Annotated in this window: 20 protein-coding genes, 1 pseudogene and 1 riboswitch; of the genes and pseudogenes, 10 read left to right on the forward strand and 11 right to left on the reverse strand. The window is 38.2% G+C overall.

What is annotated here, in order from left to right; genetic code table 11:
- Positions 1-40: 40 nt before the first annotated feature.
- Complete coding sequence (locus QL998_RS07725; protein ID WP_290192474.1) at positions 41-835, reverse strand: YggN family protein; 795 nt, start codon at positions 833-835, stop codon at positions 41-43.
- A 388-nt stretch (positions 836-1,223) separates the two neighbouring features.
- On the opposite strand from QL998_RS07725, the gene QL998_RS07730 reads away from it, so the two are divergent.
- Positions 1,224-1,409, forward strand: coding sequence for a PA3496 family putative envelope integrity protein (locus tag QL998_RS07730; RefSeq protein ID WP_007579801.1), 186 nt, complete (start codon positions 1,224-1,226; stop codon positions 1,407-1,409).
- A gap of 118 nt (positions 1,410-1,527) precedes the next feature.
- Here the strand turns inward: QL998_RS07730 and QL998_RS07735 are convergent, their stop codons facing one another.
- From QL998_RS07735 to QL998_RS07745, 3 genes are all read right to left on the reverse strand, one after another.
- Positions 1,528-2,025 carry a glutathione peroxidase gene (locus tag QL998_RS07735; protein ID WP_290192475.1) on the reverse strand — a complete coding sequence of 166 codons (498 nt, stop codon included), beginning with the start codon at positions 2,023-2,025 and terminating at the stop codon, positions 1,528-1,530.
- 73 nt (positions 2,026-2,098) lie between these two features.
- Positions 2,099-2,398: an AzlD domain-containing protein gene (locus tag QL998_RS07740; protein ID WP_024597147.1), complete on the reverse strand. Its 300-nt coding sequence runs from the start codon at positions 2,396-2,398 to the stop codon at positions 2,099-2,101.
- Positions 2,395-3,099, reverse strand: coding sequence for an AzlC family ABC transporter permease (locus tag QL998_RS07745; protein ID WP_290192476.1), 705 nt, complete (start codon positions 3,097-3,099; stop codon positions 2,395-2,397). Before QL998_RS07745 ends, QL998_RS07740 begins: the two co-directional genes overlap by 4 nt.
- Before the next feature lie 107 nt (positions 3,100-3,206).
- Here QL998_RS07745 and QL998_RS07750 point away from each other — a divergent pair, with 107 nt between their 5' ends.
- From QL998_RS07750 to QL998_RS07765, 4 genes are all read left to right on the forward strand, one after another.
- A complete protein-coding gene (locus tag QL998_RS07750; protein ID WP_290192477.1) occupies positions 3,207-3,863 on the forward strand; it encodes a cytochrome b/b6 domain-containing protein in 657 nt (218 codons plus the stop codon).
- A gap of 87 nt (positions 3,864-3,950) precedes the next feature.
- Positions 3,951-4,038: riboswitch (cyclic di-GMP riboswitch) on the forward strand.
- Positions 4,039-4,134: 96 nt separating this feature from the next.
- Positions 4,135-4,698: a chitin-binding protein gene (locus QL998_RS07755; RefSeq protein WP_290192478.1), complete on the forward strand. Its 564-nt coding sequence runs from the start codon at positions 4,135-4,137 to the stop codon at positions 4,696-4,698.
- Positions 4,699-4,835: 137 nt separating this feature from the next.
- Entirely contained in the window at positions 4,836-6,911 is a 2,076-nt protein-coding gene (locus QL998_RS07760) for a S9 family peptidase (protein ID WP_290192479.1), read from the forward strand.
- A gap of 60 nt (positions 6,912-6,971) precedes the next feature.
- A complete protein-coding gene (locus tag QL998_RS07765; RefSeq protein WP_182196302.1) occupies positions 6,972-7,370 on the forward strand; it encodes a hypothetical protein in 399 nt (132 codons plus the stop codon).
- 22 nt (positions 7,371-7,392) lie between these two features.
- Here QL998_RS07765 and QL998_RS07770 read toward each other — a convergent pair whose 3' ends face one another.
- Positions 7,393-8,145: a LytTR family DNA-binding domain-containing protein gene (locus QL998_RS07770; protein WP_290192480.1), complete on the reverse strand. Its 753-nt coding sequence runs from the start codon at positions 8,143-8,145 to the stop codon at positions 7,393-7,395.
- Between the two features lie 238 nt (positions 8,146-8,383).
- On the opposite strand from QL998_RS07770, the gene QL998_RS07775 reads away from it, so the two are divergent.
- Positions 8,384-11,326 carry a TonB-dependent receptor gene (locus QL998_RS07775; RefSeq protein ID WP_290192481.1) on the forward strand — a complete coding sequence of 981 codons (2,943 nt, stop codon included), beginning with the start codon at positions 8,384-8,386 and terminating at the stop codon, positions 11,324-11,326.
- A gap of 280 nt (positions 11,327-11,606) precedes the next feature.
- Here the strand turns inward: QL998_RS07775 and QL998_RS07780 are convergent, their stop codons facing one another.
- The gene (locus QL998_RS07780; protein ID WP_182196297.1) at positions 11,607-12,080 is read right to left on the reverse strand and encodes a Dps family protein; all 474 of its coding nucleotides are present in this window, start codon (positions 12,078-12,080) and stop codon (positions 11,607-11,609) included.
- 334 nt (positions 12,081-12,414) lie between these two features.
- On the opposite strand from QL998_RS07780, the gene QL998_RS07785 reads away from it, so the two are divergent.
- The gene (locus QL998_RS07785; RefSeq protein WP_182196295.1) at positions 12,415-12,624 is read left to right on the forward strand and encodes a hypothetical protein; all 210 of its coding nucleotides are present in this window, start codon (positions 12,415-12,417) and stop codon (positions 12,622-12,624) included.
- Here QL998_RS07785 and QL998_RS07790 read toward each other — a convergent pair.
- A complete protein-coding gene (locus tag QL998_RS07790) occupies positions 12,621-13,226 on the reverse strand; it encodes an alpha/beta fold hydrolase (protein WP_004334986.1) in 606 nt (201 codons plus the stop codon). The two genes, QL998_RS07785 and QL998_RS07790, sit on opposite strands and share 4 nt — an antisense overlap.
- 183 nt (positions 13,227-13,409) lie before the next feature.
- On the reverse strand, positions 13,410-13,946 hold the full coding sequence (locus QL998_RS07795; RefSeq protein ID WP_024593828.1) for a YaeQ family protein: 537 nt from the start codon (positions 13,944-13,946) through the stop codon (positions 13,410-13,412).
- 91 nt (positions 13,947-14,037) lie between these two features.
- Between QL998_RS07795 and ylqF the strand changes: the two genes are divergently transcribed.
- Positions 14,038-14,982: a ribosome biogenesis GTPase YlqF gene (gene ylqF, locus QL998_RS07800; RefSeq protein WP_024599696.1), complete on the forward strand. Its 945-nt coding sequence runs from the start codon at positions 14,038-14,040 to the stop codon at positions 14,980-14,982.
- A gap of 547 nt (positions 14,983-15,529) precedes the next feature.
- Here ylqF and QL998_RS07805 read toward each other — a convergent pair.
- Entirely contained in the window at positions 15,530-18,508 is a 2,979-nt protein-coding gene (locus QL998_RS07805) for a DUF3857 domain-containing transglutaminase family protein (RefSeq protein ID WP_290192482.1), read from the reverse strand.
- 257 nt (positions 18,509-18,765) lie between these two features.
- Between QL998_RS07805 and QL998_RS07810 the strand changes: the two are divergent.
- Both QL998_RS07810 and fusA read left to right on the forward strand, forming a co-directional pair.
- Positions 18,766-18,957, forward strand: a pseudogene (locus QL998_RS07810) (HTH domain-containing protein); the annotation flags it as partial.
- Between the two features lie 206 nt (positions 18,958-19,163).
- Positions 19,164-21,248: an elongation factor G gene (gene fusA, locus QL998_RS07815; protein WP_182196287.1), complete on the forward strand. Its 2,085-nt coding sequence runs from the start codon at positions 19,164-19,166 to the stop codon at positions 21,246-21,248.
- A gap of 469 nt (positions 21,249-21,717) precedes the next feature.
- Here the strand turns inward: fusA and mdoH are convergent, their stop codons facing one another.
- Complete coding sequence (mdoH, locus tag QL998_RS07820) at positions 21,718-23,679, reverse strand: glucans biosynthesis glucosyltransferase MdoH (protein ID WP_290192483.1); 1,962 nt, start codon at positions 23,677-23,679, stop codon at positions 21,718-21,720.
- On the reverse strand, positions 23,651-25,270 hold the full coding sequence (locus QL998_RS07825; protein WP_290192484.1) for a glucan biosynthesis protein G: 1,620 nt from the start codon (positions 25,268-25,270) through the stop codon (positions 23,651-23,653). Before QL998_RS07825 ends, mdoH begins: the two co-directional genes overlap by 29 nt.
- Positions 25,271-25,582: the final 312 nt, after the last annotated feature.

Here is a 25,582-nt window from a genome sequence, read left to right on the forward strand (position 1 = left end):
TTAAGTGCTGCCAAAGGGATGTTAAATAACGTTTGCTGTACTAATTTTGTTTAAAGCTAAATAACTGGTAACCTTTAAGCTCTGGCACTTGCATTACTAATTGCTCTTCTTGTTTTGCAATATCAGCAAAGGTTTCACATAAAGAGTTAGCTCTCTCTTCAAGTGCGCTTGCATGTAGCTCTACTTTTTCTTCTATTTGTGCACCCATATTTTCCATGCGTTGTTCAAAGGCATCCATATCGCCGCCTGAACCAAGTAACTCAGAACCTAAAGCCACTAAAATACTGCCCATTGATTGCATTACTGCTGATTCAACCGCTGTTTCTATCTGCTGCTCAAATTGTTGTTCAAAGTTTTCGCCAAATTGATTAAAACTTTGTTGGCCCATTACAAATGTACCTTGCTGGTAAAATGTGTTTTCTACCTCAATTTTAATGTCGTCCATAAGCTCAGACATATTATCAAGGCCGTCAATATTAAATGCATTGCCTACTTCTTCTAATGCCACACCGGCAATTTTAACCCCCTCTAACGCTATATTAGCTACTTCAGGTAATTGAGTGCGTAAGCTATCAGAGTACTTATTCAGTGCTTCGCGTTGTGAGCTATTAAGCGCTACAAGCTCGCCATTAACGGTTAAGTCACCATGGGAATTAAATTGCATAGTTTTATTATTGGCAGTAAAAATTTCTAATTCGTTTGGTTTAATACGTACATCGTTTTTAAATTCGACGTTACATTCATCATTACTAAATGAAATTGTAGAATCGTTGTCGTTATGAGCCATAGCGGCTGACGTACAAATTAATGCGCTAACTAATAGTAATTTTTTCATGTTTGTTCTCTACTTTTTGTTGATGACGATTAATTAATAACAAGTTTGATGCCAGTTTTGTTTTTCTATAAAAAACAATTGATTAAGTGATTTTCTTTATTTTTTAGCAAGTTAAAATAATTAATAAATAACTATTTTTTAGTCAAATTGGCTAACTAATAAAAATTAATAAATTTTATTTATCGATACGATAAAAAACTCTCACTTTCCTCAATTCAAATTTAGCGCTATTTATTCACATTACTGACATGAAGACTATTTACAGTAGTCACGTGGCTTTATTTTGATGTTAATTTGCAGAGCACTTTGGCATTAAACATTTTTAATTTTACCGACTATTGCGATAATAAAATCCTTGGTTGGTCTCAAACACTTTATGGAGTGGGTTGTGGGTAAGACATTTAGTTACGATGCGCTAGATGACGATTTTGTTGAAGACGAGTACGAAATGCTCGGACGTAATCAACACGATAAGAACAAGCAAAAGGTTAAGAAGAAGTTGGAAGACTACCTTGAGCAAAAACGCTTGCGTAAAAATCTAGGCGAAGACGATTTAAGCGATTACACCGATTAAATTTCACTAGTATAAATAAAATACCAATTAATATTGAGAGTTTAAATGTGCGGTAATGTGTATGTTTAAGTTTCAATAGTATTGGCAATAAAGAGGCCTTGCGCCTCTTTATTACTTTTTAAAGGGTACTTTTAGCCTGTGCTAATGCTTTTTGAATTGTAAGCTCTAGCTTTTCGGGCTTAGTAAAAGGTGCATAGCGTTTAATTGGTGTACCATCTGCGGCAATTAAAAATTTAGTAAAATTCCATTTTATTTTACGTGTTAAAAAACCAGGTAAGGCTGATTTTAAGTGGCGAAATACCGGGTGTGCATGCTTACCATTTACATCTACTTTGGCCGCCATTAAAAAACTAACCCCGTAGTTAATTAAACATCCTTGCTCTATTTGTGTTGCGTTGCCGGGTTCTTGTTTACCAAATTGATTGCACGGAAACCCCAGAATAACTAAACCTTGGCTGGCATACTTATTGTGCAAAGCTTGCAGAGACTCGTATTGATAGGTAAATCCACATTTACTTGCGGTATTAACAATAAGCACAACCTTACCTTCAAAATCACTAAAGTTAATAGGTTGACCCTGCAAGCTTGTTGCGCTTAATTGATGGAATTTGTGCATATTGGCGTCTTTTTTATTATTGTTATCGGTATTTTAACCTGAGTACAGTATTTCATAAAGTATAAAGAGCGCTCTAATTTAAAATCAGAAATAGCCCCATACCGGCAAGCGTTGTGTAATAAATATTATGTGTTTTATAGGCAACAATGATGGCGACTATCGCTGCGCTTAAATAAGGGTTTTGCCAGTCTAAGTTAATGCCATCTTCATTCAAAAACACGATAGGCACCCAAATTGCTGTAAGCACCGCAGGTGCGCTAAAGCTTAAAAATTGCTGCATTTTAGGGCCTACTTTAAACGGTAAAGCACGGTGCAAAAATAAATAACGCGTAAAAAATGTAATGCACGCCATGAGTAAAATAGTCGTCATCATAGCGTTACTTCCTTTTTAGTGGTTAGCCTTGCTGTGCTGTAACCTGCTGCCATTGCCAGCAGCGCTGAGCAAACAAGCCATAACTCAAATCCTGTGCTTTTTAAAAGCGTTGCACTAATGCCTGCTACAATTACCGTAACGAGTGAGGCCAAATTTTTAATGCCCGGAATAACTAACGCTATAAACGTGGCAGCAATGGCAAAGTCGAGCCCTAAATTAGTTAAGTCGGGCAGCATCGTGCCTGCTACAATGCCAATAAACGTCCAAATATTCCATGCAATATAAAAGCTAAAACCAGCGCTCAATGCGTATATTAAACGTGTTTTTGTTCTATACGCTTTTCTATGGTGAGAAAATGCAAACAGCTCGTCGGTTAAAACAAAGCTTACTGGTAAGCGCCAACGCATAGGCTGATCAATGACCTTATGACGCACGGCTAAACCGTATAAAAAATGTCGAGAGCTAATAATAAATGTTGTGAATAAAATTGTAAGCAATGGTGTGTTGCCCGCTATAAGTTCAATTGCAACAAGCTGTGCAGAGCCTGCAAATACTAATAACGACATTGCTTGGGTTTCTAATGCACTAAAGCCATTTTGAATCGCTAAAGAGCCACATAAAATACCCCAAGGAATAACCGCTAAACACAGTGGTAGCATATCTAAAAAGCCTTTTAAAATAGCTTTTTTAACTGGTTGCATGATATTTACTCTCACGGCTTGTAGAATGGCTCATAAGGATACCTTAATATTATGATGTTAAAGTAGTTAACGAATTAGATAATACTGTTTTTTTAAGGATAGGCGCAATGACGACGTTAAAAGTGTGGGATGGGTTTATTAGATGCTTTCATTGGTTTTTGGTTGTAAGTATTGCGGTGCTTTATTTTAGTATTGAAGAGGGCATGATTGAGCTTCACTTTGTCGCTGGTTTTTTTACTTTAGCACTTATAGTAACACGTTTAATATGGGGTGTTATTGGTAGTAAAACCGCGAGATTAAGTGGGTTACTGCACTCTCCTCGTGCTATCTTAAAGGCGCTAAAAACACCAAGCGACTCGTTAGGCCATTCAGCACCCGGCAGCTGTATGGTGATAGTTTTTTTTATATTGATCATAACGCAACTTGTAAGTGGCTTAATGAGCAGTGATGGTATTTTAACTGACGGGCCGCTTGCTCAATATGTGTCTAGCGATACGATTGATTTTGCCAATTGGCTACATGAGCTGAATTTTGACATTTTACTTTATGCTATTGGCTTGCACGTATTGGCTATTATCATTTATAGAATAAAAGGCAAACCGCTAGTTAAGGCGATGATCACAGGCTCAAAAGAGTTAAAAGCGGATGACTCTGAGGCTAAAGTAACTAAAGCGTCTTGGCCTGCGTGGTTAATATTTATATCTTTATTGGTGTTGCTGGTATTTACGTGGGCGAAAGAGCCTTTAACTTATTTGTTTAGTTAAAAACACATTAAACCAATCTTAAAGGGTTGGTTTTTTTTTGGGTTACATTCTTTTGTTTGATTGTTATGCGGGGTCGAATTATAATCGCTGCATTGCTGGCAAACTAGCCGAAAGGTTAGGACGCAAAGTTTCCGGTCTAAGGCTTTTTAAAAGCTATGGTAGCGGGACTACTGCATAACGTGTTGTTATGTATCACTTGCCCTCAGTGTATTTTTTGTGTATCCATAGTCTATGGATAAGATTTTGTAACTCTTAAGGTGTTGCCGTGTTTATGCATACGTCGTTGGCCTGTGGAAAGTGGTCAATAATAGGTTGCTTAAATCATCATACCCAATTATTTATTGGTGATGTGGTGAGTGTAACCTTTTACGACATGCAAGGAGAGCTGGTTAGTTTATCATTTGATTACAAGATCACCTCGCTTGAGCAAGGTGAGCCTCACGCATGGCCACGTTTAGTTGCCGAGCATATTAATGTGCATGTACCTCTTGTTAGCGCAGGTAAAATGACCGAACAGGGTTTAATTGTAGCCTATAGAAATAATGAAATTTTTGCTTTGCAAAGCAGTGGTATATGTAAAGCACACGTCGACTTTCATTGTATTGCAAAATGCGATGAGCGTGTTGTTAAGAACCTTGATACTTATGATTACGTGTACCCTGAAAATTGTGAAAACTATAATGCGGGTACAAAGGTATTGCAGCCAAAAACTGGGCATGTATATCAATGCAGGCCTTGGCCATTTAATGAGTTTTGCCGCACGAATGACGATAATAAGTCTATGTTCGAACCCGGTGTAGGGCAAAGCTGGGCTATGGCTTGGCAGCAAATATAAAGCTTAAATTATCTTCCCAAAGGTATAGCGGTTTTAGTAATGAAGCGTTTACCGTTTTAGCCCATCCAACTATTGGATGGGCTTTTTTATTTTTATGATAAACTGCAAATCACATTATTTTTTTAATTGGTTTTGTTGTGTCTCGTCCTGTCTACTCTTTAAGTTTATTACCTAATTTCCCGATTGCTAAACAGCAAGCCCATACATTAAGTACTCATAATAAGATACGTACCGATAATTACTATTGGATGCGTGATGACGATCGCCAGGATGAGCAAGTACTTGCGCATTTACATGCTGAAAATGCGTACTGCGATGAGCAGTTAGCTGCTATGAAGCCACTACAAAATACACTTTTTGAAGAGTTAAAAGCACGCATTGTAAAAGATGATAATTCGGTACCCGTTAAAGACGGGAAATACTGGTATCACTCAGAAGTTCGTGGTGATGATGAATACTCGCGTCACTATAGAAGTACGAGCATAAAGGCCGATAATAAAGAGCTTTTACTCGATGTTAATGTATTAGCTGAAGGATTTGAGTTTTTTGAGCTGGGCGAAGTCGCACTAAGCCCATGCGAGCAGCTTATGGCTTACTCTGAAGATACTGAAGGTCGTCGTATTTATAATGTTCGCTTTAAAAGCTTAGCGACCGGTGAAATGCTACCTGATGTACTTGAAAATACAGAAGGACAAGTTGTTTGGGCTAACGACAATAAAACTGTTTTTTATGTAAAAAAAGATTTAAAAACGCTATTAGGATACCAAGTATTTAGGCATGAGCTTGGCAGCGAGCAAAGCCAAGACGTAATGGTCTACGAAGAGCAAGACAGCAGCTTTTTTATGGGACTTGGTAAAAGCCGCGATGAAAGCTTAATTATTATTGATTTAGCATCGACAGAGACCAATGATACATGGGTGCTTGATGCTAATAAGCCCACTGGCGAATTTAAAGCATTAATGCCGCGTGAAGATGGCCACGAGTTTGACGTAGATAAGCTAGGTGACACATTTTATATTGTGACTAACTGGCAAGCTAAAAACTTTAGATTAATGACGGCAACAAACGAAACAATTGCAGATAAAGCACAATGGGTTGAGCATACAGCTCACAGAGAGAATGTACTGCTTGAAGGTGTAGAGTTATTTAATGACTTTTTAGTATTGAGTGAACGCGAGCAAGGGCAAGCTCGATTTGTAGTTGTTAATAGGCAAGGGGATCGTATGGCACTTGAGTTTGCCGATCCTTGTTATTATGCTGCAATAGCAATGAACCCAGAGCCAGACACACGCACTGTGCGTATTTATTACTCAAGTTTAACAACACCAGGTTCTTTATATGATGTTGGTTTAGCAACTGGCGAAAAAACACTACTTAAACAGCAAAAAGTACTCGGTAGTTTTAATGCCGATGACTATCAGTCTGAGCGATTAATGGTAACTGCTCGCGACGGAGTGAAAGTACCCGTATCAGTTGTTTATCGAAAAGACAGCTTTAAAAAAGAGGGCTCAAATCCGTTATTTCAATACGGTTATGGTGCGTATGGCTATACGATTGATCCAAGTTTTTCAAGCTCATCACTGAGCTTGCTCGATCGTGGTTTTGTTTATGTAATAGCACATGTTCGAGGCTCTGAAATGCTAGGTCGCGAGTGGTACGAACAAGGTAAAAAAGAGCATAAACAAAATAGCTTTAGTGACTTTATTGATGTGACAAAAGCGCTTGTTGCACAAGGCTATTGTGATAGCAGCAAGGTGTTTGCCTCAGGCGGCAGTGCTGGTGGTTTATTAATGGGGGCGGTTGTAAACCAAGCACCAGAGTTATATTGCGGTGTTGGCTGTCATGTACCATTTTTAGACGTATTAACCACGATGCTTGATGAAAGTATTCCGCTCACAACAAATGAATATGATGAATGGGGTAATCCAAATGAGCCTCAGTTTTATGATGTAATTGAAGCTTACTCGCCGTATGACAATATTCGCGCCCAAAACTATCCGAACATACTCGTTACTACCGGTCTTCATGACTCACAAGTGCAGTATTGGGAGCCTATGAAGTGGGTTGCAAAAATGCGTGAACTTAAGACTGATAGTAATATTTTAGTATTTAAAACGGATATGGATGCAGGGCACGGTGGTGCATCAGGTCGCTTTAAAAGTTTAGAGGAAAAAGCACTCGAAATGGCCTTTTTTATTGCTTTATTAAATTAACTGCAAAATCGGAAAATTGTATTATCCTATATATAGAAGTTGATATATGTAAGGCGATATATGTTTGGTGCACATGGTGAATTTCAAATTTGTTCACAGCCCCCTCAGATGTATTTAGAATTGAAAGGGAGCTTTAATAATGAAGGCATTACGCTGTTAACTAATGGAGTTGTTCAGGAGTTGAGCACTCACCCTGAAAATACGATTAAGTTTGTGGTTGTTAATTTAAAAGAGTTTGAGCTGTTAACTTTGGATGGCCTCGATTCATTAGAGGCCTATTTTGCCGGTGTAAAAGAACGAGGCTATCAACGAGTTGATTATATAAACATTAATATCATAGCTAAAAATATGTTTGAAAAAGTATGGAAAAATAGCGATGTAGAAGTTAATTTTTATAAAGATACCGACAGCTATTTATTAGTGCACCCAAATGACAGTTATATAAAACAGAACTGGTAACTAACATGAGTATTATAAACCGCTATTGAAGAGGGCTTATAATACTCTCTAAACAACCTTTATAGCGCCGTGAAAGGTTTAAACACATATCGTTTTTCAGCCTTACTCTATAATCGCCACTGTCAGTAGGCATCAGTTCGCAAATAGCTTGTCTTCTTACCAGCGTTGAGCGATGAATGCGAACAAACCCTTCTGGTTCTAGTTGTTGTTCAATATTTTTCATGGTTTCGCGATGTAGTACCGGCGTATTACCTTGGGTAAAATGCAGCTCTACATAGTTGCCCGCGCCATTTATCCAAATAATATCATTGATATCAATTAGCCTTACCTTACCGACATCTTTAACCACAATGTGTGATGATGGCTTTTCAGCTTGTGTGCTTTGCTGGTATTTGCGTTCGGCCGCACTTGCAATCGGGCAAAGGTGAATCAGCTTATCAAAGCACTTATCAATACGTGATGCAGTTGAATCTAATATTAAAAAATCAACAGCGCCAACTTCAAAGGCAAAACTCGCAAAATGTCCCGATTGGGCAATAATGACTAACTTCAGCTTTTTAGCAAGCTCTGTTAAATGCACTATTTGCATAGGGTCAGCTAGGTTGGTTAGTTCGTAAAACGGTACATTGTATTGATCTGTATCTATTTGATCTAATCTATTTGTTTGAAGAAAAGATTGAGATTCAAAGTGCCGGTGATCTTGCACGCGCTTTGTTAAAAATGTTGCAAACTTAGTGTTACTAACAAAAGTTAATGCATGAAAAGAAGCGATCATTATTTTATATCTCTTGCTGTATATAATAATAAAGACCGTGCTTAGCGGAAAAACTGTTATGAAAAGTACAATATATTTATAAAATAATTGTGACGTACTAATTCATCCCATAAAACCAGCTATTCGTACCAAAGACTACGCCTCATAAATAATGCCCGTAGAGTGTTTAAATAAATCCCCTTACTGTAATCCGCGAAGTAACCATTTAGTTACAAAAATAACAATTCAGGGGAATTATATGACATTAACTAACAAAGGTAGCGCGCGATTATTTAAAAAATCGTCGTTAACAGTTGCGCTAAGCAGCGCGATACTTGCAAGCTTTTCATTTCAAGGTGTTGCAGCAGAAGATGACGAAATAACTAAAATAGAATGCGTACAAGTTACAGGTTCTCGAATTCGTTCAGCTGAGGCAATGTCATCTGCTCCTATTCAAGTTGTAGATAGTGCTGCTATTGATGCATCAGGGTCGTTAAATATTCAAGACTTATTATTAGAGAACCCTGCATTTGGTACACCAGCTATTAGCCGAACTAACTCAAACTTTAATACCGCAAGTGCGGGTGTTGCTACTGTTGATTTACGTAATTTAGGCTCTAACCGCACATTGGTTTTAGTGAATGGTCGTCGTTATGTATCAGGTGTACCAGGTAGCTCTGCTGTCGATTTAAATACTATTCCGAGTCAATTCATCGAACGTGTTGAAATTATGACAGGTGGTGCTTCATCTGTTTATGGTTCTGACGCTGTTGCTGGTGTAGTTAACTTTGTACTAAAAGATGATTTTGAAGGTATTGAATTCGAAGGCCAATATGGTGAATCAAGCGAAGGCGATGATGAATCACGCCAATTTAACTTTACCTCAGGCTTATCAAGCTCAGATGGGAAAGGGCACGCGATGTTCCATCTTGGGTATTCTGATCAAGGTGCTGTTTTTTCACGTGACCGTGACCGCTCGGCAGTAGACCAATTTTCAGGTATCTTCTTTGAAGATGATCCAGTAGCAAACCCAGGTTCTGTATTTGATGCTGTAAGCCCATTTTTATCTTCATTTCCGCCACAGGGTCGCTTTAGCGCTGGGGATGAAACATTTACGTTTAATGATGCAAACACCCTACAAAACTCGTTTAGTACTAACGGTGGCGATGGCGTAGCTGCAAATGGTTTTAACCGAAGTGGCGTACGTACGATAGCGATACCTACAGAACGTTACTTATTTGCCTCAAATGGTAGCTACGAGCTAAGCGACAAGCATAGCTTTTTTTATGAAGGCACTTACGCTGCAACAACAACTGTTTCTGAATTAGAGCCGTTCCCTTTTGCTTCTGATGATATTTATGCAAATGGCCAAGTACCAATTGAATTTAATGTAAACGGTGAAATATTGCGTAACGCATTTGTACCTGATGATATATATAACGCAGCAACCGACACCGATGGTGATGGTATGCGTGATATCTTTTTTGCAAAACGTTTGAGTGACATTGGTAACCGTGGAGCACGAGCAGAGCGTGATACATTCCGTTTAGCGCTTGGTTTTCAAGGTGAAATAGCAGATGGTTGGTTTTACGATACTTACTACGTATATGGTAAAACAAAAGAGCAGCAAGTTTCTGGTGGTTTAGTCAACGTGCAAAGCTTCCGTCAAGGTTTAGAAGCTGTTATTGATAGCCAAGATTTAGATGGTGATGGTATTACTGACGAGGCTATCTGTATCGATGCGACAGCTCGCGGCTTTAACTGTGCGCCTGTAGACATTTATGGTTTTAATTCGTTATCACAAGGTGCTATTGATTTTGTAAGTGCACCTAGCTCTCTTTCAACGTCAGTTGAGCAAGAAATCATTGGTGGTAATATCTCAGGTGATTTATTTGAACTACCAGCGGGTGTTGTAGGCATTGCTGCTGGTTTTGAATACCGCGAAGAATTTTCACGCAGTGAATTTGATGCACTACAGCAAGCCGGTCTTAATGCAGGTAATGCAATCCCAGCAACAGAAGGCTCGTTTGACGTAACAGAGTACTATGTAGAAGCAAACATCCCAGTACTTGATACTGTAACGATGAATGCAGCAGTTCGTTTATCTGATTATTCAACAGTCGGTAACACCGAAAGTTGGAATGTGGGTGTTGATTGGGAAGTAATGGATAGCTTACGTTTACGTGCTACTCGTGCTCGTTCAACGCGTGCTCCAAATATCGATGAACTATTTTCTCCGCCTTCACAAACGTTCCCAAGTGGTTTAAACGATCCATGTTTAGGTGTTACTAATAGTGGCGGTGGTGCTGCTGGTGATGCTTGTCGTACAGATGGTGGTGTTACAACTAATATCGCTACAAATGGTGAGTTCACGCTTAACCAGTCTGACTTACAAGGTATTAGTGGCTTTAACCGTGGCAACCAAGATTTAAAAGAAGAAGTTGGTGACTCTGTAACAGTAGGTTTAGTATTTACACCAGAAAACCTAATTTCAGGACTAGACATTACGCTTGATTACTTTGATATCGAAATTACAGATGCAATAGTATCAACACCTCGTCAGTTTATTCTTGACCAATGTTATGGCGGCGGCGATACAAGCTTTTGTGACTTTGTAACTCGTCGTAGTGCGCCATCAGGTAATAATAGTGCTGGTTCACTAGAGTTTATTGACAGTGGTGTATCTAACAGTGGTGGTTTAGGTACAGAAGGTGTTGATTTAACACTAACGTACTCTGCTGATATTGGTCCTGGTGCGTTTAGAACTCGCCTTGCTTATACTTACCTAATCGATGGTTATAGCATTCCACTTCCAGGCGCTGATAAAGATGAGTTTGCTGGAGAAATTGGTGCATCAGAGCATAAAGCTAACTGGAACTTTGGTTATAAACTTAACGACTTTGATTTTAACTGGAGCTTAACTTACATTGGCGCTGCAGACTTTGATGATCAATTCTTAAGTGGTTTTGGTATTGCTCCAGGTGGAGTAGGGATTGGTTCAGTGACATATCATGATGTTCAAGCAAGTTACCATATCAGCGATTCAACAGAGCTTTACGCTGGTGCGAGTAACTTATTTGATAAAGAGCCACCACGCATTTTATCGGGTGTGAGCGGTTCAAGTACTGGTACTGAAACAGATGCAGGTACGTATGACCCAATTGGTCAATCATTCTACATAGGTTTTAGAAGTAAATTCTAACCAACAATAACGACACTAATATAGTTACTTAATTCGTAACGTTCACAAAGCCTCAGTATTGCTGGGGCTTTTTTATTGGAAAATAATGTAGTAGTAATGCTTATACATTGTTTATCCCAATATATGAGCATTACACCCACTTAAACCCAAAACAACGCCACTGGTAACAGGGGCGTTGTTTAGTATTGGGAGGAGGCTAATATAGTAACCGAATCGCTTGATTATTTAACGATTTATCCCTATTTGTGGCCCTCTTCATTGAGGGCTTTTTTTTGCTGGTTTAGTCTAAGTAAGCCTTTAGCATCCAAACCAGTTTCTCTTGCTCTGAAATGTAATCGCTCATTAGTGAGGCTGTACCTTCATCGTTTGCATCACCAGCTTGGCTTAAAATATCACGCTGCATGTGAATTAATGTACTGTAACCAGCAAGTAGGTTTTCTACGGCTGTAACACCATCACTAATACCTTTAGCTTCTTTAATTTTACTTACTTCAAGGTAATCAGAAAATGCATGTAGTGGTGCGCCATCTAACGTTAAAATACGTTCTGCAACTTCATCTACTTTTAGAAGTAGCAAGTTATAAATTTCTTCAAACTTAACGTGTAGTTCAAAAAAGTTACGGCCTTTAATATTCCAGTGAAAACCACGCGCATTCATGTATTGAATCTGGTAGCTACTCAATAATGTATTGAGTGACTTTATGATGTCTTCGCTTTTTGCGCTGTTTAGACCAATTGCGTTTACATGTGACATAACTTGCTCCTGAATAACCGTTTGTTTGTGAACTTGTGATAAGTATTACTAATTTCGATAAATTAGTAAAATCGTTTAAATGTATCTAGTTAATAGTTTTAACCTATTAGCTGTTTTTGATACCTGTATTCACTTTAGACTATTAATAGAAATGGGACTGATTAATAAAAATACTACCCCTCAAAAATAAATAAAACCCAGAAGTATATAAATCATGATCTAAAACAAACTTTATTCAAGGTAATAACTTAGCTATTTTTTTATTGATGTAGGTCAAAAATCATCCACCCTAACGGCGCATAATAATGTTGTCGAAATAATTAGGAGAGATAACATGCATGCAAAAACAGCGAAACAAAATAAAGCAGAGTTAATCGTGGTAGGAATTGCAGTCATCGCATTTGTGCTTGGGCTAGTCGCGCACTTAGCAGGAGCAAGCTTTGCGAACTCAGATTTTTTTGGTTACATTGCGGCGCCCATTCCGCTGATACTGGCTGTGATATTTTTAATTAGTTATAAAATAGCAGCCAATGCTGAGGGTTAATCTTTCTCGTTTAAGCACTTCAAAATGTAATCGAGTACTTGGCGCGAGTAAATCATACTGGTATGGCTTAAATGAAACACTTTATGTTCGGCCATACCTTTAAGTTTGGTTTCATCTAGTAATACAGTGCCATCTGACTGGCTACCTTTGACTATTAAAGGCATAAGCCCAATAGGTAAATCCCCTGCGATACTATAAAGCTTAGCTTTAAAAGGCCAATTACCATTTTTAGTAAGCAAAAATTCAACACTATTTTTTAAAAATGATTCAAACCCTTTTTGCTTCATTTTTTGCGCTATATGGCTGCCTTTATGTGGAGTACCCAGTGTAATTACCTTCGTAATATTCTGGCTAGCAGGAGAGTTTGCCTCTAGGTAAGCACGTGCAATCAGCCCTCCCATTGAGTGGCATACAAGCGCTGCAGGTTCGTTAGAAATACACTCATCAATTTGTGCAAATATGGTATCGCGGTGAGGGTCGAGCGTATTATAGGTAATGTTTAATACCGTCATACCCGACTCTTCAAGTCGTGAACAAAGTGGGCGCATAACAAAGCCAGACATATACAAGCCATGTAAAACAATAACGTGTTTAACTTTCATATGCTCCCTAATACCAATTTTATTAAAAACATGATCATCCTAGCGTATTAAATAATCCGCTACCTGCGTTAAAAATTATTTAGATAGAACAACTATATGTCATAATTTTCGCCTTGTTATCGACTTATTTATTTGTCGCTATAATAGATAACTAATTTAATGCAATTGGTATAACTACCGTAATTACATTAACTGTAGCGGTTTTATTTCAATATTGGTTGTATCGGTATTTACCCATACTTCACCATCTTGAATGGTAATGGCGAGCTTAATTCCACGATCAACCAAAGCAGCAAGTGCTTGTGTTGCTGCGTAATCAAGGCTAAAAATACTTAGATTTTTAAATTCATACAATTTAGGTTGATGTTTTTGCCACCAAATTGCTTGATTGTTTTCACCATAAGTATATAGCACTACTTTTTTAGATTTATTACAGGCTTTTTTAAGGCGTTTTTCATCTGGTAAGCCAAGCTCAACCCAGAGCTCTATCTCTTCACTATAGCTAACATGCCAAAGTTCAGGCTCATCATCAGCGCTTAATCCTTTAGTAAATTCTAAACCATCACAGCTATTTAGAGCAAAAGCGAGTAAGCGAATCATCAACCGTTGATCGGTCTCTGATGGGTGTTGAGCCAAGGTTAAATTAAAATCTTGATAAACGTGGCGGTCCATATCGCTAAGCGATAACTGCACTTTCATAATGGTGGATTTAAGAGCCATAACAACTAATCTGAAAAAATTTGCGTCAGTATAGCGCAATTAAATGAATTGCCAGTTAAAATAGCGGTTAATTATACGTTAGGAGTTAAAAATGGCTATCCAGTGGTTCCCTGGGCATATGAATAAAGCCCGCAATGAAATTAAAGAAATAATGCCACAAATGGATGTGATCATTGAAGTGCTTGATGCGCGCATTCCCTACAGTAGTGAAAACCCGATGGTGGCAACCTTGCGTGAAGGCAAGCCAGTCATCAAAATTTTAAATAAGGCTGATTTAGCTGATCCTAAAATGACTCAAATTTGGAAAGATTATTTTGAGCAAGAAAACGGTGTTAAAGCGATTTCTTTTGGACATGATAAAGCAGCTGAAGTACACCGTATTAATGAGCTTTGTAAAAAGCTAGTGCCGCATAAAGTGGGCGCCGATAAGCAAATTAAAGCCATGATAATGGGTATTCCTAACGTGGGTAAATCTACGTTAATTAATGTATTGGCTGGACGTATAGTTGCAAAAACAGGTAATGAGCCTGCTGTTACTAAAGCGCAACAACGCATTAAGCTTGAAGACGGTATTATGCTTTACGATACGCCAGGTATGTTGTGGCCAAAAGTAGAAAACGAAAACTCAGGTTATCGCTTAGGCGCTACCGGTGCTATTCGTGATACTGCGCTTGAGTATGAAGAAGTAGCAAGTTACACCGCTGAGTACTTATTGCGTGCTTACCCTGAGCTTTTAAAAGCGCGTTATAAAATTGCCGAACTGCCTGAAAGTGATTGGGAATTTGTTGAAATGGCGGGTAAAAAACGCGGCTGTATCCGTGGTGGTAATCAAATAGACACATACAAAATGTCTGAAATACTAATCAACGAATTGCGCGATGGTATTATTGGCCGTATTACGATGGAAACTCCGCAAATGCGTGAGGAAGAAGAAGTAATGGTTGCTGGTTTACGCGCCGCTGCAGAAGCTAAAAAAGCAGCTAAAGAAGAAGAAAAGCTTCAACGCCGGGCACGAGCACGTAAAAATCGTCGTTAATTAGTTTAATTTAACCAACTAAATTACAGACATAAAAAAAGCCCGTAAGGGCTTTTTTAGTTTCATATCTACCGTCACCGATATGAGCAATGTAGCAAGTAAAATAGTAGGGCGGTTACTCATCATCAACATCAAGGGGCGTTGCGTTCATAACAAGTAACCATAGCTGTTTACGTGCGCCACACGTTGTTTCAGGGTCGAGAAACAAATCAATTCATTCCTTAACAAGTGGTATGCAATCCGTCTTGTTGATATTGATTATCAGTTAGATCTAACTATCTGTCAACATCTAAATGCAAATAATTCTTATTATTGGTGGGTTTGTTTTTTATTCATATATAAATCGGCTAGTTAGCACTGACATTTAATAAAAATACTTACTTTGGTTGAACAATTAAGAATAAAAAATAGATGCTTAATACTTATTAAATAATTTGATATGGATTTTTATTATAAAAGCATTGCTTGTAAAACCTTAGCCCCTAAAGATCAACAGCCTTTAATTTATGGCTAAAAATATTCGTACTTAACTGGATATTTTAAGCCACTAACGCACTTTATTTGCTGTTATACGTAAATTAATCTGCTCCACTAGTACTTTATCCTGCTTGTTTAGACGCCCTACAATGAGTAAGAAGTCACTACCGTTAGTTTTTATTACTTTTATACTTGTGTTATCAAGCTTGGTTTTACCGTACGAGGCTTCTATTTTTTCTATATCTTTAAAGTGACTAAGATCCGATTCAAGCTTACCGTCATCGTTTTTGTAGTAACTAAAAATATAGTTTTCGGTTATTCCGTTACCGTCTTCTCGGTAATCAAATACTGCATCGCTATAAAAATAAAGTATTTCTTCGTTTTCAGGTGTTAGGCGATTACGTTTTAAAAAGTGTACTTGGTAAGGCCATAAACTATCGCCTTTGATAATTGCGGCATTGGGTAAAATATTTACTTCTTGAAGTACGCCTAAAAATAATAGAGGTGCAAACGCAAGCGAGATTAAATACTGTCTAATTCGCCAGTACGAGTTGTAATGTAGGGCTTCTTTACTTGTATCGGTTTGTTCAATGTAACTAACTAGAGGCAACCATAAAAAAGGCATTATACAAATCACTATGGTTGCGTATTCGTCCATTCGATAAGCAAAGGCGCTGGCAAGTACCATTAGCCAGAGTGTTAAGGCAGTCCAGTTAGGCATTACTCTATTTTTGTTCAACTGTTGTTGGCTGTGCTCTGCAAGTGCGAGATACAAAGGGTAATACCATAAAAACGCAAATATACCTCGAGCAATAGGCATAATACTTGAGTTATCGCGTTCTTTAATGGCTTTAAAGTTACGATAACTCCAGTAGTTAACAAATATGCCTAAACTTAAAATACTGTAAATAATAAACTTACTTACAGATACTGCATAAAATGGACTATCTTCAAATTTAACTTTTTTTGCTGACTCTAATCGCCAATCGGCGAAAAAGAATATGAGTACTAAAATATAGCCAGCCAACACATATTTAAGCCAGTTATAACCAAAGCTATCTAGCACATCAGCTGTTGTTTGAGGCGTTTCGCTCGCCTTTGCATATTTTAGAATAGGGTAATGAGTTGCTGATATTAACTTTTTACGCTGTGCTAAATAATCATCTATTTGATCCGCTTTAATATGATCTTGTTTTGCGTAATAGTCATAACTCAGTGTTAAAACGTTATCATTAAATTCAGTAGTTGTTTTTAGATTGAAGTAGTCGTTATCAATTTCTTGTTGATCGCTATCAAATCCCCAACCTTTTTCTGCAAAATGTAGTTTTATTGTGGTGTTAATTATATTGGGGTAGTCAAAGTAAAGTGGGTCGGTGCGATTTACCTGCTTTGGTTCGTAAACGCTATTTTGTATTTCACTCGCATAAAAACTAGCTTCGTAGCCTTCGTCTGTTTTATCCCAAAATTCACTAATTAAATACGATTCTTTGGTTATTAGTTTACCCGTTTGTTCTTGTTCACTAATAGTCATTGCTTCATTGATTGATAAGCCATTTAAAAAACTTTGGTAATACTCGAAGTAAGATTTAGCAACGCTATTTAGACCACTGCTGGCTATATTACTTCTTCGGTTAATTGCTTCAAATTCAGCATAAGTGTACTGGGTTTTAAAACGTGATGGCTCAGATACTTTTTCAGCAATAAAAAAGTTATCCTCTACAGATACATTTGTATGTACAGGCTTTTGCGCCATTGAAGTTAAAGCGGTTTCACCTTTATCAATAATTAGGGCATAGCCATAATCAGGCTGTGCTAAATATTCGAGAGTACCTCGTTGGTAGCTAACCGTAGGATCGAGCCAGTAGCGTTTTCCGTTTTGTTTAAGCGTAACAATTACGTGATTAAATACACTTGCAGAAGGTGGAAGTTCTTTTAAACGTTTGGTTTCCTCTGTATCAACTAGCGCAGGGAAGGCCTCTATATCCATCGCTTTTAATAACGAAATAAGCAGTACTGTTTTATCTTTACAATCGCCGTATCGTAGCGAAAGCGTTTCTGAAGCTGACGTTGGTTGATGCGAGTTAGTGCCCATTTCAAGCCCTAAATATCTAACTTCGTCTTGGCTAAAGCGCAGTGCTGCTGCAATTTTGTCTGATGTTTTTGTGTGTTTTGCTTTTATTTCTTCAGCTACATCCAAAATGCTGTTTGGGGTTTCTATGGCTGATTGATAAAGCGGATATGCCCAGTTAACTACCTGACCCCAATCGTCAAACTCAGAAAAGTAAACTTGTGTATACGGGTCGTACCACGTTGGGGTTTGAGAATTTTGCTCCAGTAAAGGTTCTTCAAAAAGAGTTATAGAATAATCTTTGCCATATTTGTTAAGCGTTTCTTGAATATCTGCTGTGCCGTTTATTGTATTAATATGTAAAGGCGTTTGTTTACCCCAAAGTACACGCATATTTTGTTGCACTACAGGTACCGACCAGTTAAGCGTGCGCCTTGTACTAAATTTATTAGCATATATAGGGTTGCTACCTGTCACTGTGTAGCTGTAATCGAGTATGTCGCCACTGCGCATATCATCAATAATAATATTGAGTGATAAGCTACCATTATAAATACGAGCAGCTAATTCAGATTCCCCTTGTATAACCGTCATTCTCGCGCTACCAAGCTTATCAATACGCTCATTATTTCTGATAATCGTTAAGCTATTTAGTGTGAGCGACTCGTAACTTGGATCAAAATCAAGATTAAGCTGGCTTATATAATCAACACCACTTTGATTTAAAGCCTGCATAACCAAACGCGTATAGCGTTGCTGTTTTTGTTTGCTCGGTATATAGGATTGGTTATCGAGTAACAAATAAAGTGTGCCGTCACGTACCTTGGTTATGTCGGAATGCTTGGGTTGCTCAATAATATGTGTATTAACCCAATTAGCTGGTTTATCTATTTTATATTGCTGCGCAAAAATACTATGAGATAAAAGTAATAAGGTAAGTGCAATTAGCCAAGCACTGAGTCGAAGGAAGTTCCATTTCATTGTGGGGTCTTATAGTTGTTTTTATAAATACTATTGAAGGAATAATGTACCAAATTTAGGCTTTTTTGACAATGAGATGTTAATAGAATCCATCGACATATTTATATCTATAATTATGATAATGAATAAGTTCAGCTCAATTTAGCTTATTATTTATAGGCATGGGTTATAAATACAATGAAAGCATAAAGGTATTTAATTATCTCTAAAAATGGCTTTGCTGTTTGTCTTCTTGCTCGGCACACATTTTACTTTGCAAAATACACTATGCTTATATAAAGCACGCAACCACTGTATTTACTGCTCAGCAAATGGGCGATTTGGTCGGTGTGAGTCGCTCTACAGCACGCCGTTACTTAGAGTATTTGCTTGAATCAGGTAAGTTAACAGCGGATCAAAGTTATGGCAGTATTGGCCGTCCTGAACGTTGCTATAAAATAGCGAAGTAACTTGGTGTATCTGAAACTTAAGTATTAAACGTAATTAATTTCAATGTCTTGCGTTTTTTTTGTTATGTTTGATATTTAATAGATTCTGACGATAAAAAAAATATGTTGAATTGATTGCATTTTAAGCGACTTCTATGGTGATGTTCGCTTTAAGTAATGCTATACTCCCGCCGAATAATTTATCGACTTTATTAAGAGTAAAATTAATGGCAGATTTATCGAAGTACAGAAACATTGGTATTTTCGCGCACGTTGATGCGGGTAAAACCACAACTACTGAGCGTATCCTAAAGCTTACAGGCACTATCCACAAAAGCGGTGAGACACATGATGGTGAATCGACTACCGATTTCATGGAGCAAGAAGCTGAGCGCGGTATTACTATCCAGTCTGCGGCAGTAAGCTGTTTCTGGAAAGATCACCGTTTTAACGTTATCGATACTCCTGGACACGTTGACTTCACCGTTGAAGTTTACCGTTCACTTAAAGTATTAGATGGCGGTGTGGGTGTATTCTGTGGTTCTGGTGGTGTTGAGCCACAATCAGAAACTAACTGGCGCTACGCGAATGAGTCAGGTGTTGCACGTATTATTTTCGTAAATAAATTAGACCGTATGGGTGCTGATTTTTACCGTGTAACAGCGCAAGTACAAAAAGTACTTGGTGCTACTCCACTTATCATGACTTTACCAATCGGTATCGAAGATGAGTTCTGTGGTGTTGTTGATGTTTTAAACAAAAAAGCATACATCTGGGATGAGACAGGTCTTCCAGAAAACTACACTATTGAAGACGTTCCTGCAGACATGGTAGAGAAAACTGATGAATACCATGAAATGCTTATCGAAACTGCTGTAGAGCAAGACGATGACCTAATGGAAGCGTACATGGAAGGTGAAATCCCTTCAATCGAAGACATCAAGCGTTGTATCCGTAAAGGTACTCGTGACCTTGCGTTCTTCCCTACATTCTGTGGTTCTGCATTCAAAAACAAAGGTATGCAACTTGTACTTGACGCAGTAGTAGATTACCTACCTGCCCCTACAGAAGTTGATCCTCAACCTCTTATGGATGAAGAAGGTAACGAAAACGGCGAGCATGCAATCGTATCTGCTGACGAACCTTTCAAAGCGTTAGCATTTAAGATCATGGATGACCGTTTTGGTGCATTAACATTCGTACGTATTTACTCTGGTAAGCTTAACAAGGGTGACACTATCCTTAATGCATTTACTGGTAAAACTGAGCGTGTTGGCCGTATGGTTGAGATGCAAGCAGATGAGCGTAAAGAGCTTAATTCAGCGCAAGCGGGCGATATCATCGCTATCGTTGGTATGAAGAACGTTCAAACTGGTCACACTCTTTGTGATCCTAAGCACCCAGTAACACTTGAGCCAATGGTATTCCCAACTCCAGTAATCTCGATTGCTGTACACCCTAAAGATAAAGGCGGTAATGAGAAAATGGGTGTTGCTATCGGTAAAATGGTTGCAGAAGATCCATCTTTCCAAGTTGAAACTGATGAAGATTCAGGTGAAACTATCCTTAAAGGTATGGGTGAGCTTCACTTAGATATCAAAGTAGATATCCTTAAGCGTACTTACGGTGTAGACCTTATCGTTGGTCAACCACAGGTTGCTTACCGTGAAACTATCACTCGTGAAATCGAAGATAGCTACACGCATAAGAAACAATCTGGTGGTTCTGGTCAATTCGGTAAAATCGATTACCGTATCAAGCCTGGCGAAGTTGGTTCGGGCTTCACGTTTAAATCATCAGTTGTTGGTGGTAACGTACCTAAAGAATTCTGGCCTGCAGTTGAGAAAGGCTTTAAGTCAATGATGGGCGAAGGTGTTCTAGCTGGCTTCCCAGTACTAGACGTTGAAGTAGAACTTTTTGATGGTGGCTTCCACGCAGTGGATTCATCAGCAATCGCGTTCGAAATCGCTGCTAAAGGCGCTTTCCGTCAGTCTATCCCTAAAGCGGGTGCACAACTTCTTGAGCCAATCATGAAAGTTGACGTGTTCACGCCAGAAGATCACGTAGGTGACGTAATCGGTGACCTTAACCGTCGTCGTGGTATGTTAAGCGACCAAGAAGCTGGTTTAACTGGCGTTCGCATTAAAGCAGACGTACCGTTATCAGAAATGTTTGGTTACATCGGTTCACTACGTACAATGACATCAGGTCGTGGTCAGTTCTCTATGGAGTTCTCACACTACGCACCATGTCCACAAAACGTAGCTGACACAGTAATCGCTGCAGAAAAAGAGAAAAAAGCAGCTAAGTAATTAGCACTTTAACTCTTTAAAAAAACCCGCACTTGTTGCGGGTTTTTTATTACCTATAATTTGGTTTTATTTTTTATAGTTTTTTATAACTGCTTTTTATTAATTAGTCCTATATTTTTAATTAATAAAAAGGTACTAGAGCAATTTATTTATATTGTTACAAAGCAGGGATTTGTTATACACGTCTATGCACAGAGCGTTATATCAATAGTGAGGAAATTACTGTTGTATCATTTAGCTCGTTTTTTCTTTTCACTATTTTTAAGTAGAACTGGAGAATGGTAAGGTTTTTCATTTTTATAACTGGCAACTTGATGATGAAACGCAATCAGTTATTTCTAAAATGTACTGTAATAAGTTAGCTAGAAAAATAGAAAATATTAGCGGCAAATGCAGCGCATGATTTTTTAATTTAGATAGAAAAAAGGAGCAATTAATTGCTCCTTTTTTGTTTTTATTTTATAACGCGCTAATTAAACTTTTTTATAGCCTTAGCTTTTAGCGCTTTCATCTTTAGCCTGCGTGGCTTTTTAAAAGATTGTATAGGCATTGATACCATATGCTCTTGTGGCAGTGCCGGAATTGTTTGTGGGTAAGTTCCTTCCTCTGGCACGGAAATCTCTTTTAGATGTACTTTAAGCGCCTCTAGAGTTGAGTCGTTATCAACTTCACTAGGGCAAATAAATATACCTAACTTTCTTAGCTGTACGCCGAGTTTGATACTACTGGTATAACGGATAATTGGAGCACCTAATACTAAGCCTAATAATATAGGTGATAGCCACCAAAAGAATACAGGTGTGAAGTAGTAGGCTGTGCTACCCCATGCTATAGCCACAATAGTAGAGAATAACGTATAACCAAACGCTTCTTTCCACGGAACCATACGACCTTCGCGCGGTTGTGCATCCCACTTCACTTTTTTACCTAAAAATACGCAAAGCACAAAGTAAGCATGAAATACCATCATTAATGGCGCAACAATAATAGCAAATACGGTTTCAATGATTGAACCTAGTATGAGCTTAATTGAACCACCAAAGCGTTTGTTTCTATGTATTAGGGTGACTATTACGCCCATTAATTTAGGCATTAATAAAATAACAATAGTTAAATACAAGAGTGAATCAATAAGATCGGTTTTAGCTATTTGCCATGTAGGAAATAATTGATAAACACGGTTAAAGTACACATCACTATTTAATGCGCGCGTTACTGCATCAATAGTACTTAGCGCTAGCATTGAGAGCCAAATTAGTGATGAAATATAAGCGGTTGCACCTAATAGAAAGTGCAGCTTACTCATTAATTTTAATTTAGATGACGATAGTAAACCTAAGTGCTGAATATTACCCTGTACCCAGCGTCTATCGCGTACAGCATAATCGAGAATATTACTTGGTACTTCTTCGTAGCTGCCTTCAATATCTGATAGTAATAGTACATCCCAACCTGCACTATGAAGTAGTGATGCTTCTACAAAGTCATGACTTAAAATCTCACCGCCAAAGGGTGCGTTACCTTTGAGTGTTGGCAAGCCACAGCACGTTATAAATGCTTCAACTCTAATGATTGCATTATGACCCCAGTAGTTGGCTTTATCTGTTTGCCAAAATGCTGAGCCAGTAGCGAGCATCGGGCTATATAGCACTGATGCAAACTGTAAAAAACGACCAAAAAAGGTATCTTGACGAACAGGTATTGGAATCGTTTGGATCAGGCCTGCTTGTGGGTTGTTTAGCATGCTTGTAGTAAGTTCTAACATACATTTACCGGTCATTACGCTATCTGCATCAAGCACAATCATATGGTCGTAATTACTTCCCCAGCGCTCACAAAAGTCGGTTAGGTTACCTACTTTGCGGTGTTTGTTATCTTCGCGACGACGATAAAAAACATGCTTTGCTGTATCCCCTAAACGTTCGCACAATGCATGCCATGCACTTAGCTCGTTTTTAACTATTTGAGGGTCTTGTGTATCGCTTAATAAATAAAAATCAAAATTATCAAGTTGACCAGTTTCTTTTAACGATTGTAGACTTACTTCAAAGCCCGCGATAACACGGTGGGTATCTTCGTTATAAATAGGCATTACAACGGCGGTTTTCTGAGCGTTAATTGCCTCGTTATTGAACTCAATTGGTTTAATACGTTTTAACGTAAGCGGGTCAATTCGAAATAACTGTAGTACAAAGCCGATTGTGCCACTACAAAAAGCCGTTACAATCCAAGCAAATGTGATTGAGAATAATACTAAAAGAGCATACTCAAGTAGTGTCATACCGTTTGAGCTTAAAATCTCAAACATAATATATATGCCGTAGCCAGATGTGCCAAGTGCCGCAATGGCAAATAGCCATACTCTTAGTGTTTTGAATGGCATTGGAGTGCCCCTACCTTTATTACTTGATGTCATTTGGGTACCAAACATAGCTCCATACCTCGCTAATTTCTTTGTCACGTAGTTTTAACGATAAACGCATATCAACGGGTTGATCGTCCTGTGGTGCAATTTTAAAGGCTACGCGCCATCCTCGTGAATCCGGAAGTTTTTGTACATTCACGTCGGTTACTTCGCCCGTTGTAAGTTGAATGTCGGCATCTAGTTTTAACTGCTCAGACAGATAATTTATTTCTGATCCAGTAAAATCAACAGTAAATTGGCGATGGCTTTTTGGTGGTGGGTTGTCCTCACCTGGTAAAGCGGCGCTGCCAATTCTTGTACGTAGTACACGTGCTTTCTCCTGCTGAGTTAAAACTGAATTAAAGGTCGTCATTTTGTAGCTTAATTTTAATGAATCTCCGGCCTTCATTGGTTTTTCTGGTACCCAGTAACTTACGATATTGTCGTTAGTTTCTGTATCAGTTGGTATTTCTACAAGCTCTACACGACCATTTCCCCACTCACCTTGTGGTTCAATCCATAGGCTAGGGCGGTCGTGGTAATGTGCTTCTGTGTCTAGATAGTTATTAAAGTCTCGATCTCGCTGAGCTAACCCAAAACCTTTTGGGTTGTTGTACGAAAATGAAGTAACGCTGAGTTGTGATGGGTTGTTAAGAGGACGCCATACCCATTTATTATCAGCAGACTGAGTCAATAAGCCATCCGAGTCATGAACTTCAGGGCGATAGTCATCAAAAAATTTGGTGCTGTTTTCGCCGTGATAAAACATACTCGTTAATGGTGCTACACCTAGTTTTTTAATATCTTTACGCGCAAAAATCTGCATATCAACATCAACTAGCATATTCGTTGTAGGGTCGACGCTAAATTTGTACGCACCAGAAATAGATGGACTATCCAACAATGCAAAAATGGTGATTTGTGTTTGTTCTGCCTTTGGTTTAACTAACCAAAACTCTTTGAACATTGGAAATTCTTCACCTGAATTTTCTGCAGTATCAATGGCAAGGCCTCTTGCTGATAAGCCATAAACTTGTTGAGGGCCAACGACTCTAAAATACGATGCTCCCTGAAATACCATTACTTCGTCTTTATACTCGTTAGTATTTAATGGGTAATGTAAGCGAAATCCAGCATGGCCTAGTTGAGTGCCCGCCACACTTTTAGCTATTTCTTCTTGTAGTGGTGCAGCAGTGCCATCGTATTGGTAAAAGTTGGTGCTGAAAGGTAAGCGGCTACGTTTAGAGTCGCTATCAACAGTATTTATTGTTACAGGTGTTTTATATAAAAAACCAGGGTGGAATAATTGCAGCTCGTACAGGCCTTCATCTTTCCACACCGCTTTGTCTTTTTTAAATCGAATTGAACGGTAGTCTTGATAATCAATATTATTTAGTGCTTCAAGCTCGATGTTTTTAGGTGCAACATATTCTTCGCTTGCTAACTTTTTAGCGCGAGCGCTAATTACATCAAATAAGCTACTTTGTGGAATTGCTACATCAACAGTTGCAGCAATCGCTTGGTTGCTATTGCCCCAAGTCGAAAAACTAATAAGTAGACCCAGTAGTGGTGCTGACTTTTTTTGCCATTTAGGCAAGTTTTGGGTTAGTTGTTTCATTCTCATTCCTTTATAAAAACACGACTTATTTTTACGTTTAGGGTAAATATTGATTTTGTTTTGTAAGTATCTTCTAATTTACTTAAAGCAAAATGTGAACCCTTATAAAAGTTCATATTTATCAATAGGAAAACCAATATACGTAACTCATTGAGGTTTTTGTTGTGTAAAATTCACTCAATCTTATGTAGTTGTTACTGATTAATTACTAGAAGACTCACTAATCGTATGAACATATTACGGGGAGTTTAATGAAGCTTGTCTGAATTACATTTGTATAAAATAAAAAAGCCGCAAAAGCGGCTTTTTATA

Origin of the sequence: Pseudoalteromonas sp. APC 3691 (assembly GCF_030408135.1) — a bacterium.
Taxonomy (GTDB): Bacteria; Pseudomonadota; Gammaproteobacteria; order Enterobacterales; family Alteromonadaceae; genus Pseudoalteromonas.